At 34.3% G+C, this 23,623-nt stretch carries 11 protein-coding genes; 7 read left to right on the top strand and 4 right to left on the bottom strand.

Features of this window, described 5'->3' with window-relative positions:
- Nucleotides 1-14: 14 nt before the first annotated feature.
- The 3 genes from RN605_RS03765 to RN605_RS03755 all read right to left on the bottom strand — a co-directional run bounded on the left by RN605_RS03765 (nt 15) and on the right by RN605_RS03755 (nt 2,376).
- Nucleotides 15-851, bottom strand: coding sequence for an OmpA/MotB family protein (locus RN605_RS03765; RefSeq protein WP_313322347.1), 837 nt, complete (start codon nt 849-851; stop codon nt 15-17).
- Nucleotides 852-932: 81 nt separating this feature from the next.
- A complete protein-coding gene (locus tag RN605_RS03760; RefSeq protein WP_313322345.1) occupies nt 933-1,925 on the bottom strand; it encodes a glycosyltransferase family 2 protein in 993 nt (330 codons plus the stop codon).
- A 1-nt stretch (nt 1,926) separates the two neighbouring features.
- A complete protein-coding gene (locus RN605_RS03755; protein ID WP_313322343.1) occupies nt 1,927-2,376 on the bottom strand; it encodes a type I restriction enzyme HsdR N-terminal domain-containing protein in 450 nt (149 codons plus the stop codon).
- A 63-nt stretch (nt 2,377-2,439) separates the two neighbouring features.
- Between RN605_RS03755 and holA the strand changes: the two genes are divergently transcribed.
- Complete coding sequence (holA, locus tag RN605_RS03750) at nt 2,440-3,447, top strand: DNA polymerase III subunit delta (RefSeq protein ID WP_313322342.1); 1,008 nt, start codon at nt 2,440-2,442, stop codon at nt 3,445-3,447.
- A 66-nt stretch (nt 3,448-3,513) separates the two neighbouring features.
- Nucleotides 3,514-3,696 carry a CAL67264 family membrane protein gene (locus tag RN605_RS03745; RefSeq protein ID WP_313322341.1) on the top strand — a complete coding sequence of 61 codons (183 nt, stop codon included), beginning with the start codon at nt 3,514-3,516 and terminating at the stop codon, nt 3,694-3,696.
- Between the two features lie 74 nt (nt 3,697-3,770).
- Here the strand turns inward: RN605_RS03745 and RN605_RS03740 are convergent, their stop codons facing one another.
- On the bottom strand, nt 3,771-10,916 hold the full coding sequence (locus RN605_RS03740) for a PKD-like domain-containing protein (RefSeq protein WP_313322339.1): 7,146 nt from the start codon (nt 10,914-10,916) through the stop codon (nt 3,771-3,773).
- A 355-nt stretch (nt 10,917-11,271) separates the two neighbouring features.
- Here RN605_RS03740 and RN605_RS03735 point away from each other — a divergent pair, with 355 nt between their 5' ends.
- From RN605_RS03735 to ettA, 5 genes are all read left to right on the top strand, one after another.
- Nucleotides 11,272-13,941, top strand: a complete 2,670-nt coding sequence (locus RN605_RS03735; protein WP_313322338.1) for a T9SS type B sorting domain-containing protein — start codon at nt 11,272-11,274, stop codon at nt 13,939-13,941.
- 45 nt (nt 13,942-13,986) lie between these two features.
- A complete protein-coding gene (locus RN605_RS03730) occupies nt 13,987-14,913 on the top strand; it encodes a PorP/SprF family type IX secretion system membrane protein (protein WP_313322336.1) in 927 nt (308 codons plus the stop codon).
- A 10-nt stretch (nt 14,914-14,923) separates the two neighbouring features.
- The gene (locus RN605_RS03725; RefSeq protein ID WP_313322334.1) at nt 14,924-16,852 is read left to right on the top strand and encodes an OmpA family protein; all 1,929 of its coding nucleotides are present in this window, start codon (nt 14,924-14,926) and stop codon (nt 16,850-16,852) included.
- 163 nt (nt 16,853-17,015) lie between these two features.
- Nucleotides 17,016-21,719 (top strand): hemoblobin-interacting domain-containing protein, encoded by a 4,704-nt coding sequence (locus tag RN605_RS03720; protein WP_313322333.1) that lies wholly within the window; start codon nt 17,016-17,018, stop codon nt 21,717-21,719.
- Between the two features lie 149 nt (nt 21,720-21,868).
- Complete coding sequence (gene ettA / locus RN605_RS03715) at nt 21,869-23,563, top strand: energy-dependent translational throttle protein EttA (RefSeq protein WP_313322330.1); 1,695 nt, start codon at nt 21,869-21,871, stop codon at nt 23,561-23,563.
- Nucleotides 23,564-23,623 lie beyond the last annotated feature (60 nt).

The following is a 23,623-nucleotide window of genomic DNA, read 5'->3' as shown; positions in this document are numbered from 1 at the left end:
TTTTTTCTTAAGAACTATTTTGTTTGATTTTTCATTTCTTTTTCAATCATTTCATAAAACTCATCAATCTTAGGTAAAACTACAATACGAGTTCTTCTGTTTTTTGATCTATTTTCAACAGTATTGTTTTCAACTAAAGGAATATATTCTCCACGACCAGCAGCAATAAGTTGAGATGGTTTAACACCTAAATCTTTCGTTAAAACTCTGATAATAGCAGTAGAACGTTTCACGCTCAAATCCCAGTTGTCTAAAAGAACTGCATTTCCAGTAAACGGTACATTATCAGTGTGACCTTCAACCATACATTCAAAAGTTGGACGGCTATTAACAACCTTAGCTACTTTAGCCAAAACTTCTTTAGCTTTATCACTAACTACGTAGCTTCCACTTTTAAATAATAATTTATCTGCAATAGAGATGAATACAACTCCTTTTTCAACATTAATTTCAATATCCGGATCAGAAATTCCAACCGAACTTTTTAAGCTGGTAACTAATGCAAGAGTAACACTGTCTTTTTTAGTTAAAGCATCTTGAAGACGTGATATTTTAAGGTCTTTCTCTTTTAAACTTTCTAGCGATTTTTCTAAATTTTGAGCTCCTTTTGTTGTTAAAACAGTCATCTCTTTTGAGCTATTAATCAAATCAGTATTGTTTTGTTTCAAATACTCGTTTTGTTTAGATAAAGCTTCTTTTTCTGATAAACATAAATTCAATTTCATTGTTGTTGAATTTAGTAAATCTTGGCATTCTTTGTTTTGTGCTTCTAAAGCGGCTATTTTTTTCTTCGTTCCACATGATGTCAATGTTAGTGCTACTAACGACATTACAATAATTGATTTCTTCATAAGAATATTTCGTATTTGATTTTAATGCAAAATTACGTATAAATTTAGTTTAATTAAAAGGGATAGTTTTATAAACTATTGTTAAATATTAACAAATCTGTTAAGTTTTTTAACAAAATAGGAATACACAATGCTATTATTGTAAAAATAATTTGGAGATTGATTTGCACTTCTCTTTTTGAGCATTTTGTTTATAAAACTATAAAATGAAAAGTGTGCTTTTAGTATCGCAACAAAATGTTTGAATTTCCCTTTCAATAAAAATTGAATTCCTGCAATACCATCTAAAACTAATCGAGTAAAAATTATAGGAACTAATTTATTTTCTGGAAGGTTTTTTAAAAGCATAAACAAAGAATTTCTAAAATTCAGAAATGTTTTTTTTGGATTACCTTCATTAAGCGTTGCTCCACCAACATGATAAACAGTAGAATTCGGTATATATTTAGCCTTATAACCTAGGTTAAAAGCACGCCAACATAAATCAATTTCTTCCTGATGGGCAAAGAAATCATCATCAAAACCATTAAGTTTTCTGTAAACTTCCTTTCTGATAAAAAAGCATGCACCCGAAGCCCAAAAAATTTCTTTTTCATCATCATATTGACCTGAATCTTCTTCTATATTTTCAAAAATTCTGCCTCTGCAAAAAGGATAACCATATTTATCTATAAAACCACCTGCTGCACCAGCATATTCAAACTTGGTTTTGTCCTTGTAATCTAAAATCTTAGGTTGAATAATTCCAATTTTTGAATCGTTTTCAAAAGCAGATAGAATAGGAGTAAGCCAGTTTTGAGTAACTTCAACATCAGAGTTTAAAAGACAATAAATTTCTTCTTCAATGTGTTCTAAAGCGATGTTGTATCCTTTTGCAAAACCAAAATTATCTTTGTTTTGAATAATTGAAACCGTTGGATAATTGTCCTTAATAAATTGAATCGAATTATCCGTCGAAGCATTGTCAGCTATGTATATAGTTGCTTCATCTGAAAAATTAATTACAGAAGGCAAAAACTGTTCTAAGAGTTTTGCACCATTCCAATTTAATATGACAACTGCAATTTTTTTCAATTTATTTAGAGATATAATTGGGTAAATCCTGAAGAAAATGATAGCGTTCCTGCTCAAAATCCATTTGACAAAAATAATGATTTAAACCATTGGTAACCATTAAATATTCTGCCTTTAAAATAAGATTATATCGGGCAATTTGGTCAAATGTAGTTTGGGTAACAGCAACTTCAGGTGCTTTACATTCTATTAATAATAGGATTTCTCCATTGGGTTTAAAAATAACAATATCATAGCGTTTATTGATATCGTTTACTTTAACTAGTTTTTCAACGTTGATATGGGAAACAGGATATTTTTTTTCTTGAATCAAAAATTGAATCGTATGCTGACGAACCCATTCTTCTGGTGTCAAAAGAATAAATTTTTTCCTGATTGGGTCAAAAATAGACACTTTATTTTCACTATTTTTGAAGCGAAACGAATAAGCAGGAAAATTAAGTTTTTGCATAGAACAAATGTAAATAAATTTAATAAACTGTCAACTGCAACTGAATACTGAACACTGAAAGTAATGGATGAAATTGTAAAAATCATTAACGATATAAAAGCAGGAAATATTAAACCTATCTATTTTTTAATGGGTGAAGAACCGTATTATATTGATAAACTTACCGAATATTTAGAAGATAATCTTTTAACGGAAGATGAAAAAGGGTTTAATCAAATGGTTTTATATGGTAGAGATACAACCATTGATGAAATTGTGAGCAATGCAAAGCGTTATCCAATGATGGCAGAACGACAAGTTGTAATTGTAAAAGAAGCACAAGATTTATCAAGAACTATTGATAAAATTGAACCTTATGTCGAGAATCCACAGCCAACTACGGTTTTGGTTTTTGCTTACAAATATGGTAAAGTTGATAAAAGAAAGAAATGGTTAAAAACAGTGGCCAAAAATCATTTACTTTTTGAAAGCGAAAAACTAAAAGATTATAAAGTGGGCGATTGGATAAAAAGAGTTCTTCAAGGTAGAGGTTATTCTATTGAACCAAAAGCTGCTATTATGCTTCAAGAATTTTTAGGAAATGATTTAAGCCGAATTGCCAATGAGTTAAAAAAACTTGAAATAATTCTACCTAAAGGAAGCACAATTACGCCTGATCATATTGAACAAAATATTGGAATCAGTAAAGATTTTAACGTGTTTGAATTAAGAAAAGCAATTGGCGAAAAAAATCATTTTAAAGCCTATCAAATTGTTACTTATTTTCACCAAAACCCGAAAGATAATCCAAAGCCTTTGGTGATTGCTCAATTATACGGCTATTTTGTTAATCTGTTAAAATTTCATGGTCTTAAAGACAGGTCACAAGGTAGTGTTGCAAGCGCATTAGGGATTAATCCTTTTTTTGTGGAAGAATATAAAATTGCAGCAGCCAATTATCCAATGAAAAAAGTGAGTTCTGTAATTAATAAATTGCAAAAAATTGACGGAATGAGTAAAGGAGTTGGAGCATCGAATATGGAAGATATCGAATTGTATAAAGATTTTTTAATAAGTGTATTTGGTAAATAGTTTTCTAGAATTCTCATCTTTTATTATTTACTATATTTGTATCCGCTAAAATAAATACCACAAAATATGGCAATGAACAAAAATACAGTCCTTGGTTGGGCTACTTTTATAATGATAATTATGGGTTTGATTTTAATTGGTTTAGGAATCTACCGTTATGCCGATGTTGCAGGTTGGGGATTTGGAGCTGTTGGAGTTGGCTTTTTGGCAAATGCTTGGGTTTTTAGCTCATTAAAAGGAAGAGTTTAAAATCTAATTTTAAAGTATAGAAAAAGAGGTATTATTGAACTCAATAATACCTCTTTTTATTTTTATGTTATAAACTATCTTTTAAGAGAAAAGTGTGCTCTGAATAACTTTCTAGTTCCTATAACAGGTAAATCTTCGGTATATTCAACAGAGAACCAATAATCACTGGCAGGAAGTAGATGTCCATTATATGTTCCATCCCAACCTTCGCCAATTGCACTGATTTGTTTAATTAATTTTCCATATCTGTCAAAGATGAGAATTTTTGCAGTAGCATCTAATCCAATAATGTTCCAAGTATCATTAAATCCATCACCATTAGGTGTAAAATAATGAGGATAACCTATAATGTTTACTTGTTTTGTCAAATAAGTACAACCATTACTATCTGTTACTGTAACCATATGTAATCCTGCAGATAAATTGGTAAAGATATTTGAAGTTTGCATTGGTCCATCGTCTACCGAATATAAAAAAGTTGCATTTCCACCAGTCACAGTAACTACAAGACTTGCATTAGAACTAAATGCTAAAGTTTGAGCCGTATCAATTGAAAGACCTGGGAAAGACGCCGATACTACCGCTTGTTCCATTGTTGATACACATCCAGTAGTTGAATTGGTCGCCACCACAGAATAGGTTCCAGCTTCATCAGCCTCGTAAGTATTATTCACAGCACCATTGATAATACCACCATTAAAATACCATACAAAATCATAAGCAGCATTACTCAAATGAGTGTCAAGCACATAATTTAGATAAGAAACATTGGTTGTCTCATTTACACAAATAACACCATCATTAAGTTGAGGTAACGGTAATGGATTAACGGTTACAGTGATGTTTAAAGGCGTACCAGAACATCCATTAAGAGTTGGTGTTACACTATAAATTACAGTTCCAACATTTGGAGTAGAAGATAATATATCATTGATTACATTTCCAGTACCAGCTTGAGCTCCAGTTACATTTGTCGGATTTACGGTCCATGCAAATGTAGTAGCTGCTATACTTGGTGTAAGAGAAATATTTGGAGAATCTCCACTACAAATAGTAGTTGCTGATGAACCAAATACTTCTGGAGTTGGATTAACTGTTACTGTTACGGTTACTGGAGTACCTGAACATCCATTAAAAATAGGGGTAATGGTATAAAGAACAGAACCTTGAGTATTGCCAACAGTAGTTAATGTTTGAGCAATATTTGACCCAGTTCCCGATGAGGCACCAAAAGTATCCGTTTGAATAACTGTCCAAGAATACGTAGTTCCAGCAACAGTACTAGTCAAAGGAATACTGATTGTTTGTCCTGAACAGATTGTAGAAGCTGAAGCATTTGTTGTAGCAACTGGAATTGGATTTACTCTTACCGTTACATTTAATGGAGCACCAGGACAACCACCAACTAAAGGTGTAACAGAATAAACTGCTTCCCCAACATTGTTGCTTGTTGTATTTAGTATTTGAGCAATAGAATTACCTGTTCCGTTTGTTGCACTGGTAACATTAGTTTGAACAACGTTCCAGCTATAAGTTGTACCTGTTATGTTACTGTTTAGTGTTATCGAACTAGAATCACCTGAACAAATTGATTGCATCGTTGTTGAAGCAACAACTGTTGGCGTTGGATTAACATTAATAGTAATTTGACTCACTGGTCCTTGACATACTCCAACATTCGCCGTTACAGAATAGATAACAGAGCCTGGTACAACACCTGTTGCAGTTAAATTTTGTGAGATGATTGAACCAGTTCCAGCACTTGCTCCAGCAACACCAGTTTGAGAAGCAGTCCAACTGAAAGTAGCTGTTCCAACATTACTAGAAAGCGAAATACCTGTTGGTTGTCCAGAACAAATTGTATTTGAAGATACAACTGAATTAACTAATGGAACAGGAATTACTGTAACTACTACAGAACCGACTAATCCTCGACTACAAGCTGGAGTTCCAGAGGAAACAATACTCACCAATTGATAGGTTGTGGTAGCAGTTAAGTTACCTGTAAGCACAGAACCTAAGCCAGTACCATCAAGAATCACAGTTTGATTAGTACTAGCACCATTAACGTTATAGGTAACCGTTGCATTAGGAGTACCATTGAAAGTAATAGTAGTTGAACCATTGTAGCAAACTGTTGTTGCTCCTGTTATAGTTGCTGTTGGCAATGTATTAACCGTTATTGTAGCTGTTGTTGGCAAGCCAGGACAACCACTTTGTACAGGTGTAATTGTATAAGTAACAGTTCCCGGAGTAGTACCCGTCGCGGTTAAAATATCAGCAATAGTTGTTCCTGTTCCTGATGAAGCACCAGTAACATTATTTTGAACAGAAGTCCATGAGAAAGTAATTCCAATAGCAGGACTTGATAAAGCTATATTGGTTGTGTCTAATGAACAAATAGTTGCAGTGCTTGGAGTAGCTGTTGCAACAGGAGGATTATTAATTACAATAGTAGTAGTTGCTGTTACCGGTGAACATCCACCAGCAGCTACTATTGTATAAGTTACTACATAGCTTCCAGGAGTACTAGTACTTGGAATAATATCTCCTGTAGTAGAATTAATAGTTAAACCAGCTGTTGAACTAAAGGTACCACCAGTATAAGCAGCTGTACCTGTTAAAGTTACAGTTTGAGCTGTTGAGTTTGTTGAACAGAATGGTGTTCCAGCATAACTGATAATTGCTGTTGGCAATTCGGTTATAGTTATTGATGTAGTTGCTACCACAGGAGCACAACCTCCAGAAGCAGCAATAGTATATAAAACGGTATACGTGCCAGGTGTACTTGTATTAGGAGTAATAGCTCCAGTTGTACTGTTTATACTAAGACCTGCAGTAGATGAATAGGTGCCATTAGTATAAGGACCAGTACCTGATAGAGTAACTCCTTGCGCTGATGATAGTGAAGAACAATAAGGCGTTCCAGTATAAGATATTGAAGCAGTAGGTAATAAATTAATGGTTACCGATGTTGTCGCTACAACTGGTGCACAACCACCAGCGGCACTAATTGTATAGGATACAGTATAAGTTCCTGGTGTACTTGTATTAGGTGTGATTTCTCCAGTTGAACTATTAATAGTAAGTCCAGCAGTAGATGAATAAACCCCTGTAGTATATGCTCCAGTACCATTTAAAGTTACTGCTTGAGCAGACGTTAAAGAAGAACAAAATGGTGCTCCAGCATAATTTATAGTTGCTGTTGGTAGTTGAGTAATTGTTATTGAAGTTGTTGCTACAACAGCAGCACAACCTCCAGTGGCAGCAATTGTGTAAGATACAGTATATGTACCTGGAGTACTAGTATTAGGTGTTATTGCTCCAGTTGAACTGTTTATAGTTAGACCAGTAGTAGAGGAATAAACACCATTTGTATATCCACCTGTACCAGTTAACGTTACAGCTTGAGCAGTTGCTAGAGAAGAACAAAATGGTGTACTAGCATAGGATATTGCAGCCGTAGCAATTGGATTGATAGTTATTGACGTTGAAGCAACTACTGCAGTACATCCACCACTTGCAGCAATGGTATAAGTAACAGTATAAGTATTTGGAGTGCTCGTACTTGGAGTAATTGCTCCTGTAGTAGGATCAATTGTTAATCCTGCAGTTGAGCTAAATGTTCCACCTGTGTAATTACCAGTTCCAGTTAATGTAACTGCCTGACCGGTAGTTAGAGTATCACAAAAAGGTGTTCCTGCATAAGTAATAGAAACAGTTGGAGTAACTTTAATTTCAACCGTTCCAGTAACTGGAAAAGCAGCACAACCACCACTAGCTGGTACCATATAAGTAACAGTGTAAACACCAGATGTACTTGTGTTTGGAGTAATTGCTCCAGTAGTAGGATCAATTGTTAATCCTGCAGTTGAGCTAAAAGTTCCGCCTGTATATGCTCCAGTTCCAGTTAAAGTGACTGGTTGTGGAGTACTCAACTCAGGACAGAATGGTGAGCCAGCCCAACTGAATGAAGCGGTAGGTGCTGTTGGAAAAGATAATGTAACAGAAGATGAAGTTAATCCACATACATTATTTGGATTACTTAAAATTACTTGATACATATCTCCTGACATTGCTGGAGTTGCTCCTGATATAACTAATGTATTAGTGGTTGCACCAGAATACGTTGAATTATTGGTAACGTTTGTCCAGTTAATGCCATCTGAAGAAAATTGCCATTGATATGAATTTCCACCATTGTCGGTAATACTTATAGTAGCAGTATTAGTAGCACAATTTGTAGTAAAAGAAGGTTGAGCTGTGATAGATATTGTAGCAGCTACAACATAGCTATTGTTTGGAGTAGTATATCCATTTGTTCCACTTGTTACAACTCCGTTAGCAGTAACGGTTAAAGGAGAATTTCCTAATAAACCATCTCCGTTTGAGTCTGAAAAACCAGCTTCAATTACGTCATAACATCCATCATTATCACTATCTAACTCAATGTAATTTTTAATTCCATCTCCATCAGCATCTGCTACAGTATAATTTATGATACCTGAATCAGCTGCAGTTTCTAATGAATTGGAAAGACCATTTGAACCAAAACTTGCAGCAGCGCCATCAACAATTCCATCATTATTTGCATCAACAGCTCCACTTCCTGATTCAACTAAATCAAATATTCCATCATTATCACTATCTAAATCTAAGTAATCGTAAATTGGGCCTGAAGCGTTTGAATCACCATCAGTATTTACCGGGTTGATGCCAGTTCCATAAGCATCAGATAAACCATCATTATTAGCATCTACATTAGTCCACGCGATAAAAGTTGAACCTTGTGCTTCAATATTATCAGGAATACCATCATTATCACTATCCAAGTCTAAATAATCAGGAATTCCATCTAAATCTGAGTCTCTTGGTACACAAGTAGCAACCAATTGAAAGGTTGAATTATTAGCGTCTATGCTGGATAAATTTTTATGTGTAATGCTAAACGAATTGGTTAAATAAGTTAAGAATTTAAAAGTTCCAGTTCCTGCAGGTAATGAAACAGCACTATTAAGTCTGAATCTAATATCGAACGAAGAAAATTTGGTTACACCACTTTCAAAAATGCCATCATAGTTGGTGTCAATTAAGAGTTGATTGTTAGGGTTTAAGACAGTGATATTTTTATTAACATCGCATGTTACTACATATTCAGATTTTGAATTCATTAAATCAGCTGCATTAGCTGTAGCAACATATTCTAAAGCAAGAGATATAGGATTGGTAAAATTCATTTTGTAGGTTACCCAATTGGTGTTTCCGGCAGGAATACTGGTGACAAAACTACCATTTGCATTACCTGTAAAAGGAGTGGCACTAGCGTTAGTAGAGGTTGTAATAATTCCAGTAAATGAATTTGAATAGTTTCCAACTGTTACTGCACCAGTACTAGAATTTGAAGTGTTAACTTGTTGATTGCCGTAAGATTCAGTACAATTAGTAATCCCATCATTGTCGTCATCTATATCTAAATTATCAATTACACCATCATTATCAATATCAGTAGGACAATCGCTAACAGGAATTAAATCTGAAGATATTGCTGCACAACCAGCAGCATTTTGTCTTGTTGCTTGATAATATCCAGGTTGAGTTGGTGTTAATGTGTTTGTAGTTTCACCTGGAATTGGCGTTGTACTTCCATTATAGTACCAAGCATAGGTATCTGTTAAAGCAATTGGATTTAAATTTAAAGTAATATTAGGTATACAATCAGCAGTAGATGATGAATTATGAGTATAACTAATTTCAGGTTTAGTATCAAAGCCAGAATAGTAGCCTCCATAAGTAGCATTACCATCATTACCAAAATAAGAAACATAAACCTGATTGGTTGAAGTAACTTTGATGTTACCAGTTCTATTGGTTACCGTATATCTTACAAATTGTGTTGCAGTAGAGGCTGGACCTGTTACAGCAACTGGGGTAGTTGTAACAGTAACGTTGTTGATTTTTACTATGGAACCAGCTACCGTTACTATATTTACAGAAGCTGGAAAAGTTTGTGAACCAATTTTTTGAATCAATGGAATGTTATCTACTACAGTCGGTGTTGAGCAATTGATAGGAGGTACAAAAAACATATTTTGATTTCCTAAATCAGTATTTCCTCCAACTGCCTGATAACAAAAAACTTTTTCGGATGAAGTAACATATAAATTTCCATTAATGAAGTCACTACCATTATAAACATAATATTCTCCCGCGTTTAATGTAGTGGTTGCAGTGGCACTTCCGTTTTTAAATATTTGTGTTCCATTAGTATGCGCAACTACCATTACACGCTCTAAAGCATTACTTCCAAGTCCTCGAACAAAAATATATTCTTGACCATTTTTTTCTAAAGGTACAATTTGATCAAATCCATAATCTTTTCCTCTGAAATCTCCAGTACTAGAACCATCAGTAAGATTATTATTTGAAATTGATCCGTTATCTCCTGTAACTCCAGGCACATAACTATTTCCACCAAAAGAACCTGAATTTACAACAACATTTTTATCCGATTGAATTAATCCACCATGTATGTAACTACTTCTAAAAAGTGTTGTAGTGTTTTCAAATGAAAAAATATAGCTTTCGTGTTTTTGTAGTGTTACAGTAATTGGACCTGTATAAACTACACCATTTGTCATTGGCGTTCCAATTGCTGATGGGTTACTTAAACTAATTGTTACATGAGTATCATTTTCGGTAGCCATTACGGAAGCAAAATTCAAAAGCGAATCATGATTGTTGTTTAAAGGATTCCATTGATTAAGCATTCCAGCAATTCTAAATGTTTTTCCCATAGCGCTTGTTCCTTTTGCTACGAGTCCACCTGCTTGAGAACCATTATTTGATGTTACTCTAATATTTGCATAAATTAAATCTGTTGCTTCAATAAAGTAACCTTTATTAGTTAATACTCCTATAGTATTATTTGGAGTAAATAATTGAGAATTTCTACCAGTATTTCCAGATGTTGTAGTATTAATTGGATATTGAATAGGTGTTCCGTTAGTTACCGTTAAAGTAAAAGGTGTTCCTCCAATAGGAGTTACCGTGACTGTCACAGGTGATGTGTTTGGTGTTGAAATATATAAATATTGTTCACCAGGAGCCATTCCACTATTTGTAGCAGAAGTTATAGGTGGAATATAATGAGTTTTACTAAACTGTGAGTAACTTGCTACACAAGTAAATAAAATGAAAAGAGAAGTAATTATTTTATTCATTTTGAAAAAAATTAATATCAACAAAAATAGCTGCAATCGATTGCACAAAAATAAAAAAATATTAATATGAATGAAGAAATCATTGTTAATATTTGAAAAAAAAGATGATTTTTTTTTACATACAAAAAAAAATATACTAAAAAATTACATTATGAATATTGTTTTTCCAAAATTTAAATATATTTGCAATCGATTGCATGACTTTTTTAGACATAATTAAATACGTTTAAAAAAAGTATCTAATCACCAAAATATATGTTGATATAAGTAAATCAAGCGCTTAATTAATTCACAGCATACAATTATGATTTTAATAAATACGAAAATTTTTATGAGAAGAGTTAATTTTTTTTCAATGTCAAAAGCAATTGTCTTTTTAATGCTCTTAGGTAGTTTTCTTACTGCTAATGCTCAAGGTACTCCGGATGATATAGATGGAGATGGTGTTCCAAATAGTATTGATTTGGATGATGATAATGATGGAATTCTTGACACTGTCGAAAATGTTATTAATTATATTCAACTAAATGGATTCACTGCATATTATCCTGCTGTTATTCCATCATCGGGATTGGTAACTGGTAATCGCTTAATCAAAGTAAATGCACTAACCTATTTGGGTTCATCTTATGATGCTGTACTTGAATTTACTGATGTTCAACCTGGTTCTGGTAGAGTTAGGTTAATTGGTGGTGGGGATATTGCTCTTCAAGATATTTATGCCTACCAAAACCCATATTTTGCATATACTATAAAATTTGTGCCCACAGGAACAGCAACTCCAACAGGTCCAATAACTGGTGCAGTAATAAATAATGTGGCTATAACGATTGCTGATATTGATGGTAATGGTAATAGTTCAGACATGGGAGATGTTGCAGGTTATGCTTTTGCAAACAATATTACAGGTGCGCCTATCGTTGGTGCTAACTTGGTTAATCAGGGCTTTACATTTGGTACTTCTGGAATCGGAGGTCCAGGTCCAGCATTTGATTACTATAGACCTTTTCAATTAACTGCAACAAATGGAGCTCCTAATACAACAATTCTTGCTGATCCTTTATATATGGTAACAACCTATCAGGATGTTTATTCAAGTAGTGAGTTTATTTATGGTGCTACCGGTACAGAAACTAGTGAAATAGGAGAAAGAAGATCTCAAATTTTTGTTCGTTTGGGTAATATTAATGGTGTAGATACTGACGGTGACGGAATTATTAATCAATATGATTTAGATTCTGATAATGATGGTTGTTCTGATTCAAATGAGTATTATTATGATAGCAATCTAGCTGGACCTGGACAACAATATGGACAGACAGGAGGAAATGTTGCTCCAGTTGATGTAAATGGATTAGTGATAGGAGCAAGTTATAGCGGTTATTATGCTTTGGCTATTACTGTTAATGGAGTAAGTGCATTTACTAGTCCTGTAAATCAAGTTATTAATGTTGGCGCAAATACTAGCTTCTCAGTAACTCCTACTGGAGCAACAGGTATAACTACTTTTGTGTGGCAGGTAAGTACCAATGGAGGTCTTACTTGGACGGATGTTATAAATGGAGGAGTTTATTCAGGAGCAAATACAACCACACTTACTCTGACTGGAGTACCTTATTCAATGAATAATTATCAGTTTAGATTAAAAGTTACTGATAGTGATTATGTTTGTGGTGACAGCTTTAGTGCGCCAGCAACATTGACTTTTCTTAATGCCGCACCAGATGCAGTTGATGATAATTTAAGTGCAAATCCTCTATTAGAAGATGGTCCGAATGGTACAGTAAATGTTATTGCTAATGATACAGATCCTGATGGAAATCCAACTGCACCTGTAAATGGAGCAGGACAATTTACGGTAGATTTAGATGCTTCAACACCTGGAATTCAAACAACAGTTACTACTCCAGAAGGTGTTTGGACATTAGATCCGGCAACAGGTATAGTAACATTTAATCCAGCAGATAATTATTTTGGAACAGCTACATTAGTGTATACACTTTGTGATCCGAGTGGAGCTTGTGATTCAGCAACCATTACATTTGTTGTGAATCCAGTAAATGATCCACCAGTTGCTGTTGATGATACTATAACAACTCCTTATTTTACAAGTGTAACTATACCAGTAGCATCAAATGATTATGATATTGATGGTACAATAAACGTTGCAACAATTGACTTAGATCCTTCAACTCCTGGTATCCAAACTACTTTTACGGTTCCTGGAGAAGGAACTTACACTGCTAATAGTGATGGCACTGTGACTTTCACTCCAGTCGAAGGTTTTGAAGGTTCAACAACTCCTATAGGTTATGTGATACAAGATAACGAAGGTTTGATATCCAATATCGGAACTATTTCTATAGTAGTTGGTCCATGTAGTACAGATCCAAATGGTGATTGTGATTTGGATGGATTATCAAATTCAGAAGAAATCAATATAGGAACAGACCCAAATAATCCTGATACAGATGGTGATGGTGTTTTGGATGGAACTGAAGTAGCAGATAATACTAATCCTTTGGATTTTTGTGAATCTATAGAAGAACATGCTACTTTACCTCAATCTCAAGAGTTTATGGATGCAGATTGTGATGGTGACGGTCTTGTAAATGGTCAGGAAATCGGAAATATAATTGGTCAACCATTTGACAGTAATGGAAATGGTATTCCAGATTATTTAGAAGTTAATAATTACTATTTATCAAATTACGAAGACGATTTAGAAATTTTTAATGGAGTTTCACCTTCAAGTGATGATATTAAAAACAATGTATTTACCATCAGAAATATAGAAATGTATCCTAACAACACGCTACAAATATTTAATCAATGGGGAGTTGTAGTTTATGATGTGTCAGGTTATGGAACTAATAACAAATATTTCAGAGGAGTTTCTGAAGGTAGAGCAACAGTTTCTACATCTTCTGAATTGCCAGAAGGCACATATTTTTATGTGTTGAAATATGTTAACTCGAGTGGAAAAAACAAAGAGCGATCAGGATATTTATATCTAACTCGATAATTATAAAAGTTGTTATTATATACTAACGTTCTCAATTTAAAATATATGAAGACAAAATTTACAGGTTTATTTTTAGTGTTATTTAGTGTAATTGCTTTTGGACAGCAAGAATCACAATATACACAATATATGTACAATACAAGTATTATCAATCCTGCATATATAGGTTCAAAAGACGTATTAACTATTTTTGGATTACATAGAGCTCAATGGGTTGGATTAGAAGGAGCACCAAGAACAAATAATTTTTCAATTAATTCACCAATAGGAAAAAATGTAGCATTAGGCTTAATAGTTGTAAATGATAAAATTGGTCCAGCAGACGAAAATAATTTTGCAGCACAATTCTCTTATGGCTTTAATGTTTCAGAGAATTATAAATTATCATTCGGACTTCAAGCTAGTGCTAATATCTTAAATGTTGATTTTACAAAATTGCACATATACAATCCTAGTGATCCTAGATTTCAAAACAATATTGATAACAGATTTACTGCAAATGTTGGAGCAGGAGTTTATTTGAATTCTGATAAAACTTATTTTGGAGTTTCTGTTCCTTACTTAATAGAAAGTAAACACTATGATGGTTCAGCTTCAGATAACTCTAGTACATTTATTGCTTCCGAGAAAGAGCATTTTTACGTTATCGCAGGACACGTATTTGATTTAAATCAAAACCTCAAATTTAAGCCATCAGTATTATCAAAAGTGGTTCAAGGTGCGCCGTTGCAGTTGGATTTGTCAGGTAACTTTTTAATTAATGATAAATTTTCTGCTGGTTTAGGCTATAGGTTGAGCTCTTCATTTAGTGCTTTGGCTGGATTTCAAGTAACTAACTCTATTTTTATAGGATATGCCTATGATAGAGAAACTACGGAATTAGCAAATTATAACTCTGGTTCTCATGAATTTTTTCTGCGTTTTGAGTTAGCCAAAAGAAATGTAAAAATTATGTCTCCAAGATTCTTCTAATAGTAATATCATGAAAATAAAAAATACACTATACAGTTCACTTTTACTTCTTGTTTTATCTCAACAAGGATATTCTCAAAAATCAGAAGTTGCTGCTGCTGACAAAAAATATGAAAGCAGTTATTATGTTGATGCAATTGCTACTTATGAGCGTTTAGCAGAAAAAGGATATAAGGATGAAAATATGTTCCTAAAATTAGGAAATGCTAATTATTTTAATGCAGAGTTACCAAAAGCCGAAAAATGGTACACTGAACTTTATAAAATGAATAAAGAACAAGAGCCAGAATTTTATTACCGTTATGCTCAATCATTGAAGTCAATTGGTAATTATAGCAAAGCCAATGAAATGATGGAGTTGTTCAATAAAAAATCAGGTAATGATAACAGAGCAAAGCTTTATGCAAGTCATAAAAATTATCTGGAAGAAATAAAAGCCAACTCGGGAAAATATGCTGTTGAAGATGCAGGAATTAATTCGGCAAACTCAGATTTTGGTGGTGTTTTAACAGGAAATAAAGTAGTATTTGCTTCATCGCGTCCAGGAAATTCAGGTAAAGTTTTTGAACAAACAAAAGAATCGTTTACGGATTTATATGAATCAGAAGTAGGAACAGATGGAAAACTATCTGAACCAAAACCATTTGGAGGTTCTACTATCAATACTAAATTCCATGAATCATCTGTAACCTTTACAAAAGATGGTAAAACTGTTTATTTTACGAGAAATAATTTTATAGATGGTAAAAAAGGTAAAATTACCAACAACATAATGGTACTTAAAGTATACAAAGCAACTTATGATGATGGCGCTTGGGGTAATGTAACCGAATTGCCTTTCAATAGTAACGAATATAATGTGGCAAATCCGGCTTTAAGTCCTGATGATAAAACACTTTATTTTGTTTCTGATATGCCTGGAACTATTGGACAATCCGATTTATTTAAAGTTGAAGTTAAAGCTGATGGAAGTTTTGGTAATCCAGTAAATCTTGGGAAAACAATAAATACTGAAGGAAGAGAATCGTTCCCATTTGTATCAGCTGATAATAAATTATACTTTGCTACAGATGGTCGTCCAGGACTAGGAGGTTATGATGTTTTTGCTTCTAAAGTAGAAAGCGATGGAAGTTTTAAAAATGTTCAAAATGTTGGAGCTCCGGTTAATAGTCCTCAAGATGATTTTGGATTCAGTATTCAAAGCAACGGAAAAGGATATGTTACCTCGAATAGAGCAGGAGGAAAAGGAAGTGATGATATTTATAAAGTTTCCGAAGCTCAATGCAAACAAAAGATTGAAGGTATCATTACTGATTCTGAATCAAATGAAGTTTTGGCAAATGTAAAAGTGAGTTTGTTTAACGATAAATTTGAATTAATTAAAGAATCTAAATCAGATAGCAAAGGAAGCTATAGTTTTGAGGCAGAATGTGGTAAAAAATATTATATAAGAACTGAATTGGAAAATTACATCACAAAAGAAAGTCCTGTTATGGTTGGTAATGCAAATGGAACAACCACTTTGCCTATTACAATTGAAAAAGCAGGATGTAAATTGGTAGTAGGAGGTGATTTGGCGAAGTGCTTCGGAATTAAAGTAATCTATTTTGATGTAAACAAGTCAGTAATTACTAAAGAAGCAGTTTTCGAGTTAGAGAAAATTCTTGATGTAATGAAACAAAACTCTAAATTAAAAATTGATGTTCGTTCACATACTGACAGTCGTCAATCGGCTCAATACAACCAAACCTTATCGGATAATAGGGCAAAAGCTACAATTGATTGGTTAGTGAAGAATGGAGTGGAAGCATCAAGATTAACTGGAAAAGGATATGGAGAATCGCAATTATTGAACAAATGCGCGGATGGCGTGCCATGTACCGAAGAGGAGCATCAGGCCAACCGAAGAAGCGAATTTATTGTAGTAGCATTCGAATAATTAAAAATGTATATAAGTTATACAAAAACAAATATATTTGTACCTTTGAATGTGTGTTCTATGAGCACACATTCAGGTATTTATACTTTTTTTAAACAAAAATAACGCAATCGATTGCACTGATAATAAAAAGTAAAAATTTCAACTTAATCCGTCATACTATATGAACACGAATACAACACTTTTTTTTGAGGCAAAAACCTTTAAGGCATTCACTCGATTGCTGACTCTTTTTGCATTGTTGTTGACGGTTCATACCAGTTGGGGACAACAAGTAATTGGAGAGTTCCCTGATTTTAACGGTGGATTTGAAAGTTTTACTGTAGGTACTTTGGGTTCAAATACTACAGGGTTGACCTCTGGAACTCAATATTCTGCTTACAGTTTAAGTCACACATCTAGTAATTCTGGTTCTATTACTACAACAACTTCAAGAACTGGTACAAAAATACTAACTTGGGGAACTTCAGGAACAGGAAGAAAATTATATAGTACTACCGTAAATACTAATGGAGGGGTTGCTAATGCAACTGCATATACAGTTCAGTTTTACTATCAAACTTCTAAATCCAATGCACTCAGTTCTGTTCCTACAATAGCCATTTCACCCGATGGTTCAGGAGCTGTAGGCACGCCAGCAGGTTCAACAATTGCATCAAGTTTGGGAACATGGGTGTTTAAACAGATTTCAGTTACATCAGGGACTAGTGCTGCCGCTACAAAATATGGTTCAATTGTTTTTGCTGCTGATAATTTCAGTAATACTAACATCATCTATTTTGATGATATGTGTGTATATGCTGGTGCTGCCGATAATATTGCGCCTACGGCAGCTTCCGGAGCTTCAACATCTGTAGTTTCAGGGACTTCATTAGCAGTTAATTGGACTGGTACGCAATATGCCAGTGATGGTGGAGGATATGTAATTGTTCGTAGCACTTCAGCTACTGTAGTTACTTTGAATGCGAATGGTATTTATGCTGTGGGTAATACTACTGCTACTGGTGGTGGTACCATTGTAGGAATTACTACGGGAATTGCAGGAACCAGTCAAAGTTTTACTGATACTGGTTTGACAACAGGCACTACCTACTACTATAGTATTTTTGCGGTGGATAAAGCGTTCAACTATGCTGCTGCTGCTACTTGCAGTGGAACTCCATATGCAGGTTTAACACCGCCAACACTTACACCTGATACCACTTTAAATACAGTTGATTACAATCTAGATATTACCTTTACTGATGATGTAACCTGGAGAGGATTAGTTACTGCAGTTAAAATAGGAGGGACAACCTTAACAGCAGGAACCGACTATGTTTTAACAGCAGGGAATTTACAATTAAAGCCATCAGGATTAAATGTATTGTTAACCACTTCGGGTTCCAAAGCAGTAACTCTAGAAGCTACGGGTTATGCTCCAGCCCCATGTACCCAAATCATTAATCCGGGTGTACCTGTCGCGGCCAATTGCTCTACTTCAATAAGTCCGGTATTGGCATCGGGAACTACTTCAACGATAACCATAACAGCCAGAGACCAATACAATAATTTGGTTTCGGGATACAATTTTATCTATGATGCAGCCATTACCAACAATGATGCTACAACATCGGAGTCATATATTATTGATGGTACCCCGCGTACCTCAACAATAAATGATTTTTTTGTTACGGTTCCTACCAATTCCAGCGGTGTAGGAGCGTTTACAGTAACGCTTCCGTCTTACATTGACTCAAATGACGGAATCAGCATACAGGTGCAAGTGGCAGATGGTATAACCAATGTTGGTTCTGCTTATTCTTATATCGAACTACTGCATCAAACCATTACGTTTGGAGCTTTGACTGCGGTGACCTATGGCGATGCCAATTTTAACTTAACGGCTACAGCCAGTTCAGGGTTAACCATTACTTATACAAGTTCAAACCCAGCAGTGGCTACCGTTTCGGGTAATACCGTGACCGTTGTTGCACCGGGAACAACAACCATTACAGCCTATCAAACAGGAAACGGTACCTATAGCGCTGCTACTCCGGTACCACAAACTTTAACCGTGAGCACTAAATCGTTAACGGTTTCACCGGCTACGGCCAATAATAAAGTATATAACGGAAATACAGCGGCTACTATTACCGGAACTTTGGTTGGAATTATTAATGCCGATGTAGTTACACTAAATGGGACAGGAATGTTTGCGACTGCAAATGTAGGGACAGGAATAGTGGTTAATTCAACCTCTACCTTAGGTGGCGCTAATGCAGCAAAGTATAATTTAGTACAGCCGATAGGTTTAACCGCTGACATTACTAAAGCCAATCAAGCCATATTATTTCACGGTCCATTGTTGAATTATGTAGGTTTTGCCAATTATACTCCCCCAGCCACTTCACCTTCTTCGGGAACTAATCCTATTTCATTCACCAGTTCAAATACTAATGTTGCTACTATTGTTGGAACTCAAGTCCATTATATTGGTTTAGGGACTACTACAATAACCGCTTCACAAGCGGCAAGTACAAATTACAATGCCGCCAGCGTATCAGTAGCACTTACGGTTATGGCTATGCCGATTGCGGCTTGGAATTTTTGGACTTCAGGTAGTGTTACCCAGACTAATATACAGGCCTATTTGTATGATACAGGTTTGGATTCGACTACGAATAATACTGGTTTACCAGGTACAAACACTTCTGCTACGTTGGCACCAAAATATATTACACGCGGTTCAGGCGTTGCAGCCAGTGGTGGTACAAGTGCTTTTAGAACTTTTAATTTTCCAAATAATGCACCAGCTAACCCTCCGGTTACCGCTGGAAGTAATGATTATTTTCAAGTTACACTTCAAGCTGCTAGTGCTGGTAGTACAGTCTCTCTTTCTACCATAGATGCGTATTTTTATGATTCAGGAAATGGTTTTAATGCTTCACCAGGTACAATTTCCCGATTTGGGTATAGTTTAGATGGAGGAACGACTATAGTGCCAATAGCTTCAGCGGTTCAATCAACCTCTTTACGAATGGGGCAAATTGACGTGTCAGGGATTACAGCTTTACAGGATGTTCCTTTTGGAACTAAGATTATTTTACGTTATTATGCCAGTGGTTATGCAGCTGAAGGTTGGGGCTTTGGTTCACCGAATCCAGGTGGTGGGGTAGGTATTCAAGCTACTGATGGGTTGGTAATCGGCGGAGATGTTTCAGCTTCAACTACTTGGTATTGGAATGGATCAGCATTTGTGTGGAGTAATGGGGTTCCATCTTCTATTAAGAACGCTATTATTTTAGCTCCTTTTGATACGTCAAGTGATACGGGTGGTGGTTTCACTGCTAAAAAATTAACCATAAATTCAGGGGGTTCTTTAACTATTAAGGCCGGAACTACTATTACTGTACAAAATCAACTCATTAATAATGCTGGTTCAAGTGCTATAATTATTGAAAATAATGGTAGTTTAGTTCAGGTAAACGATGCTATTCCTTCACCTAATTCTGGAGTTATAAATTATAACAGGCAGACTACTCCAATTAGCAATATGGATTACACTTATTGGTCTTCACCTGTGCAGGGATTTACTTTAGGAGGTGTTTCTCCTAACACTTTAGCTGATAAGTTTTATTCTTTTAACTCGGTAACTCAAAATTGGAGTCAAGAGACCACATCAACTATTATGAATCCGGGTACTGGTTATATCATCAGAGGTCCACAGTTAAGTGCATATATGTCTCCAAATCCACCTTCTACATATCAGGCTACTTTTGTTGGAGTCCCTAATAATGGCAAGTATCAATTATCTGGAATCGTTGCTAATAAATTATATCTTATTGGAAATCCATATGCATCAGCATTAGATGCAGATACTTTTATTGATGCTAATCAAGATGTTCTTAATGGGACTTTATATTTCTGGACTCATAATACACCAATTGCAAATAATGTTTATACATCTAATGATTATGCTTCATATAATCGTACTGGTGGAGTATCAACTGCAGCTGTAGCACTAAATTCTGGCGTCAGTTCATCAGCTCCATCAGGTAAAATTGCATCTGGACAAGGATTCTTTGTTAATAGTAAAAATCCAGCTCTTACAAATGGGGATACAACAATCGATTTTTCAAATGCGATGAGAGTTGGTGTTGGAGGAATAACTGGTAATAATTCTCAATTTTTTAGAACTACCAATACCATTGAAAGAAATCGTATTTGGTTAGATTTAACAAATACTCAAGGTGTTTTCAAACAGACATTAATAGGTTATGTAACTGGTGCAACAAATGAGTTAGATAATCTTTTTGATGGTGAGAGTTTGAATGCAAATCAATATGTGAATTTTTACAGTATAAATCAGGATAAGAATTTAGGAATTCAAGGACGAGCTTTACCATTTGATGAAAGTGATATTGTGCCATTAGGATTTAAAACTACTATTACTAGTCCTTTGACTATTAGTATTAGTAATGTAGATGGATTGTTTGTTAATCAAGATGTTTTTCTTGAAGACATTGTAACAGGTATAACAACAAATTTGAAAACCGATAGCTACACTTTTAATGCAGAACCTGGAATTTATAACAACCGTTTTGTGTTGAGATATACGACTAATGCATTAGGAATTAATAATCCTGATTTAGACTTAAATAATGTCATAGTTTACAAAAATGATGGAATTGTAAATATAAATTCGGGTAATTTGACAATGAACAATGTAAAAGTTTATGATCTTCAAGGAAGATTGATAGTAGAACAAAAAGATGTTAATGCATCAACTACTTCAATCAAGAATTTGAAAGCTAATCAGCAAGTTTTAATTGTTAAAATAACAACACAAGACAATAAAATATTGTCCAAAAAGTTTGTGAATTAATTGATTCTTAAAATTTACCAATTATAAAACCTTTAAAACATTTAGAGGTTTTCTTTTTTTAAGAAAATCATATCTCAAAAGTGCAAAAATCATCTTTTGTATTCTTTTATTTAGAACTATATTTGTATAATTTTAATTAAAAATTAGTTATGTCAGACGATAAGAAAGTAATATTTTCAATGCAGCGCGTAAGCAAAGCTTATCAAGGAAGTGATAAGCAAGTGCTTAAAAATATCTATTTAAGCTTTTTCTATGGAGCAAAAATTGGTATTCTTGGGCTTAATGGTTCGGGTAAATCATCCTTGTTAAGAATTATTGCTGGAGTAGATAAAAACTATCAAGGAGATGTAGTTTTTCAACCAGGTTATACTGTTGGTTATCTTGAACAAGAACCACAACTAGACGAAACAAAAACTGTTATTGAAATAGTGCGTGAAGGTGTAGCCGAAACAATGGCTATTTTAGATGAGTTCAATAAAATAAATGATATGTTTGGTTTACCAGAAGTTTATGAAGATACTGATAAGATGCAAAAACTGATGGATAGACAAGCTGAACTTCAAGATAAAATAGATGCAGCTGGTGCTTGGGAAATTGATAATAAATTAGAAGTTGCAATGGATGCACTTCGTACTCCAGATGCTGATACTCCAATCAATGTCCTTTCTGGTGGGGAAAAACGTAGAGTAGCGCTTTGCCGTTTACTATTACAACAACCTGATGTATTGTTGTTAGATGAACCAACAAACCACTTAGATGCTGAATCAGTTCTTTGGTTAGAGCAACATTTGGCGCAATATTCTGGAACTGTAATCGCAGTAACGCACGATAGATATTTCCTTGACAACGTTGCAGGATGGATTTTAGAACTAGATAGAGGTGAAGGTATTCCTTGGAAAGGAAACTATTCTTCTTGGTTAGACCAAAAATCTAAAAGAATGGAACAAGAAGAAAAAGTGGCTTCAAAACGCAGAAAAACTTTGGAACGTGAGTTAGAATGGGTACGTCAAGGTGCAAAAGGAAGACAAACCAAACAAAAAGCTCGTTTACAGAATTACGACAAACTTTTAAATGAAGACCAAAAAGAATTAGACGAAAAATTAGAAATCTATATTCCAAATGGTCCTAGATTAGGAAATAATGTAATAGAAGCAAAAAATGTAGCAAAAGCATTTGGCGATAAATTACTTTATGATAATTTAAACTTTACCTTACCTCAAGCTGGAATTGTTGGAATTATTGGTCCTAATGGTGCTGGTAAATCTACCATTTTCAAAATGATTATGAATGAAGAAAAACCAGATGCTGGTGAGTTTTCAATTGGAGATACTGTTAAAATAGCTTATGTTGATCAATCGCATTCAAATATTGATCCAAATAAATCCATTTGGGAGAATTTCTGTGATGGACAAGAATTAATATTAATGGGTGGAAGACAAGTTAATTCAAGAGCATATTTATCAAGGTTCAACTTTGGGGGAAGCGATCAAAACAAAAAAGTTTCTGCGCTTTCTGGAGGTGAAAGAAACCGTTTGCATCTTGCAATGACTTTAAAAGAAGAAGGAAATGTATTGTTGCTGGATGAGCCAACCAATGATTTGGATGTAAATACACTTCGTGCTTTAGAAGAAGGTTTGGAAAATTTTGCTGGTTGTGCAGTTGTTATTAGTCACGACAGGTGGTTTTTAGATAGAATTTGTACTCATATATTAGCGTTTGAAGGAAATTCTGAAGTATATTTCTTCGAAGGAAGTTTTTCTGAATATGAGGAAAACAAACGTAAACGTCTAGGAGCAGATGTAACTCCAAAAAGAATTAAATATAGAAAGTTGATTAGAAATTAACTTAATAAATTAAAAAAATCCTGAGTTTTCAGGATTTTTTTTTGATTTATCATATATTTG

Source organism: Flavobacterium sp. PMTSA4, assembly GCF_032098525.1.
Lineage (GTDB): Bacteria > Bacteroidota > Bacteroidia > Flavobacteriales > Flavobacteriaceae > Flavobacterium > Flavobacterium capsici.
The sequence above is the reverse complement of the archived record's forward strand: the minus strand, read 5'-3'. Positions and strand labels throughout refer to the sequence as shown.

Bases quoted from the DNA above. Each gene is read 5' to 3' on its own strand.
- RN605_RS03765 (WP_313322347.1), bottom strand. From the start codon at position 851: ATGAAGAAATCAATTATTGTAATGTCGTTAGTAGCACTAACATTGACA.
- RN605_RS03755 (WP_313322343.1), bottom strand. From the start codon at position 2,376: ATGCAAAAACTTAATTTTCCTGCTTATTCGTTTCGCTTCAAAAATAGT.
- holA (WP_313322342.1), top strand. From the start codon at position 2,440: ATGGATGAAATTGTAAAAATCATTAACGATATAAAAGCAGGAAATATT.
- RN605_RS03745 (WP_313322341.1), top strand. From the start codon at position 3,514: ATGGCAATGAACAAAAATACAGTCCTTGGTTGGGCTACTTTTATAATG.
- RN605_RS03740 (WP_313322339.1), bottom strand. From the start codon at position 10,916: ATGAATAAAATAATTACTTCTCTTTTCATTTTATTTACTTGTGTAGCA.
- RN605_RS03735 (WP_313322338.1), top strand. From the start codon at position 11,272: ATGTCAAAAGCAATTGTCTTTTTAATGCTCTTAGGTAGTTTTCTTACT.
- RN605_RS03730 (WP_313322336.1), top strand. From the start codon at position 13,987: ATGAAGACAAAATTTACAGGTTTATTTTTAGTGTTATTTAGTGTAATT.
- RN605_RS03725 (WP_313322334.1), top strand. From the start codon at position 14,924: ATGAAAATAAAAAATACACTATACAGTTCACTTTTACTTCTTGTTTTA.
- RN605_RS03720 (WP_313322333.1), top strand. From the start codon at position 17,016: ATGAACACGAATACAACACTTTTTTTTGAGGCAAAAACCTTTAAGGCA.
- ettA (WP_313322330.1), top strand. From the start codon at position 21,869: ATGTCAGACGATAAGAAAGTAATATTTTCAATGCAGCGCGTAAGCAAA.